The sequence below is a fragment of the Anaplasma phagocytophilum genome, assembly GCF_023476575.1.
Classification (GTDB): Bacteria; Pseudomonadota; Alphaproteobacteria; order Rickettsiales; family Anaplasmataceae; genus Anaplasma; species Anaplasma phagocytophilum_A.
On sequence record NZ_JAHLEX010000119.1, the window covers coordinates 1 to 3,028 of the forward strand.

The 3,028-nt window shown below is 47.2% G+C and carries 2 protein-coding genes; both read left to right on the plus strand.

What is annotated here, in order from left to right:
- The first annotated feature begins 223 nt into the window (after positions 1-223).
- A complete protein-coding gene (locus KPX09_RS04890; RefSeq protein WP_249549245.1) occupies positions 224-418 on the plus strand; it encodes a hypothetical protein in 195 nt (64 codons plus the stop codon).
- Between the two features lie 10 nt (positions 419-428).
- Positions 429-3,028 (plus strand): hypothetical protein (locus tag KPX09_RS04895; RefSeq protein WP_249549246.1); only part of this gene is annotated, 2,600 nt, incomplete at its 3' end.

Below are 3,028 nucleotides of genomic sequence, written 5' to 3' on the forward strand. Positions count from 1 at the left end.
AAATAAGGAGAATAAAAAAGGCCTAAGGTGTATTGACTGCCATAAGCTTGAAAGTGCTCTTGTTATTTACTATGCACAGAGATTTTGCACGCTGTATGTTGTGCGTCGTAGTCGCATTGCATCAATAAATTGTCGTTGCTACGCGGGAAAGCTGCTTAGCGCTTGACCATTTTTCATACACATTGTACCATCGAAGCGAGTGTGGTGCTCATGAGAGTGTGTAGTGTTACCGCTGGTTTCTCATGTTGTAGTCTTGCTGCCGTTTGATGCAGAAGGAGGAGTAGTCTCGTTTTTTCAAAAGACAATGTGCTGGAGTATCCTTGTGAGCCTTAAGGTTCTTATGGGGTTGTTGTATAAATACCACGTTCGAAGCTGTCGTAGTGTAATTCAGCATATGTTGAGGAAGTTGTTGCTATGAGGTGGATGGTATGGCGAAAAGATTCTTAAACGATACAGAAAAGAAGTTACTATCTCTGCTCAAGGCGGCAATGCAGCATTACAAGCCTCGTACCGGTTTTTTCAGGGCTTTGTTAAATGTCCTACGTTCTGTGGGTGCAGGGAAGCCAGAGGAGACGGCGCATGGTCTATCTGTGTTGGTTACAGAGGATTTTCTTATCGAGATTATTGGTGCTTGCGGTACGCAAGCTATCGCTCCTTCCTTCCTTAACATCATGGCCTTAGCAGATGAGGAGGTGGTAAATCACTACGACCGCCCTGGACGTGCTCAAATGTTTGCAGACATGTTGAGGTATGCGCAAGAGCAAATTCGTGAAGGTAATCTGCTTCAGCATAGGTGGAATGTAGTGACATTTGCATCTTTCGCGGATAATTGCCTCAGAAGAGGGCGCGAGCGTGTCTGTGCGGAGCATCTTCGTCAGGCTTTAGAAATCTTGTATGCACCGGCTAGTTATCGCCTCCTGTCTACAAATTGGTTTTTACTGCGTTTGATTGCTGCAGGGTATGTGAGGCATGCAGTTGATGTAGTAGATTCGGAAAGTGCAGGGCCAACTTCTCCTCTGAGCCCCAAGGAGCGTACGGCTATTAATTCGCTTCTGGGGAATTATGATGGAGAGGCTCTAAGTGAGATGCTTGAGACCGAAAAAGGTGTCATGACGAGTCTCTTTGGTATTGTGTTAGTCAGCACTTACGTTAACGAATTACGGGAGGAGGTAACGCAGGAATTCGCTGCGCATCATCGATTTTTATTCAGGGTACTTGCTGCCTGTTCTGCGCTACTTACCCCGCTGGGTTCCGCTGCTGTTGTTGCGTACTGTGCATCAATGGCATCCTCGATTATTGAGCAGATTACTACTTCTAATGGTCTGGATAGCTTTTGTGCGCTGCAAAGCTATGCGTCACTTATTAATAGCAATGAATCCTCTGGAGGTCTTTCTAACGTCACTTTTCTGAGTAATCTGACCGCTCTTTTCGGTGAGCACAAGTGCAACGAAAGCAGTGAAACTCTTTCTGAGATTTTGAGTAATAGCGGGAATGAGCGCCTTGCAGCAACGAATATGAGTGCGGTGCCGGCGTCTTTCTCTGTGCTTCTGACTATGTATCTCGCTCTGCCGATAATAGCCTTCGGTGGATATGCTGCCCAGTGGGTCAGTAGGAGGATGTCTAGCAGAGGGAGAGAAGGGGGTTTTACTCCCCCTCCTATGTTCTCTATGCTCTCGGCTGCGGTGTGTGCTAAGCTTGGGTTGAATACTTTCTTAACGCTTACCGCGCATCTCTCTCATAAGGCGTTTAGTGCTGCTTTGAACTGGTCGGTTACTAGGCTATACCTGCCTTTGTCGCTGATAGAGCAGCCCAAAAAGATAGGTCTCTTCATGAACTCTGCAATGTCCGCTGCATGGAGTAGTAGGATGTTGCGCTTTGAGCCTAGTAGCCGTGCATGCGCTATTGCTGCAGCGTTGTCTATACCATTTGAATATGCTGGGCATATTGTGGCAAAGCTGCATATAATAGACCCTAGTAAATATGGGACTGCTGTTCCGGTGGCTTGTAGGCAAATCTTAAATTTCACAATTAAGCACGCCAGAGTTGCTGCCTTTTTCGGTGCCATAATTGCTGCTCGTAGGCATATCAGAAACATGCCATACTCCAGGCGGCTCGAACGTATTCTGTGGGCGGATGGCGTAAAAGCTACTACCGCTCCAGCTGCGCTGATACTCTTAGACTTGGCATCCGGTAATGTGTTCATGACTACGGTCGTGTTGACATTAGACTCATTGGTGAGCCTCGTTCCAGATATGGTATGTAGTGCTAACGTAGATATGCTCAATAATGCTGGGAATCAACTGGCTGCGCTTGAGCAGTGGCTTGATGAAAACCTGGATGGAGAGGCGCTGCTGAAGATAGCAATGCTTACTTCATTGCAGAGGCTTCCTGGTAGTACGCATGGTGAGTTGGAAAAGATTCTGGAAGAGTTCTACAATAAGGATTTGGTAGAAGATCACGGTATAGATTTGGTAATAGATGATGACTTTAAGGAAGGTATTACCGAAAGACAGTTATTAGCATGGCAATCCGATGAAACGCCTCGAAGACGGACACGAGGGGGCGGTTGTGCTTATCCATCTGATGGAAGCGAGCTTATTGGTGCTACTTCTAGTGACTACTTTGATCCTCCGGAGGGAGAGAGGAGTGGTGTTACTTTGTACGAGGAGCTTGTACGTGGTATACTAGGACGGTATGGTACGCGTTTCGCAGACGCTCTTGCTGGTAATGGAGACGGTGCGGAAGGGGAATTGCTTTTTAGTGACCTAAGGCTGCAGCTTGATGACGCTGCGGTATCTCATGAAGAACAAAGTGATAGAGAAAGTTCGTCGCAGCGTGGACTTTTCTGTTTAGGCAGTCACGAGGAAGATTTTGATGTTGAGCGCCAAAGTCGGGGCGATGGTCGACCTTTTAGGAGGGGTGATAGAAGTGGTCATGGTGGTGGGGGTGCGGCCTCAGAATCGGGTGCGAGACGTAGTAGGAGATCTGATGGGAAAGAGTCTGCTGATTATACCTTGACAAATAGATG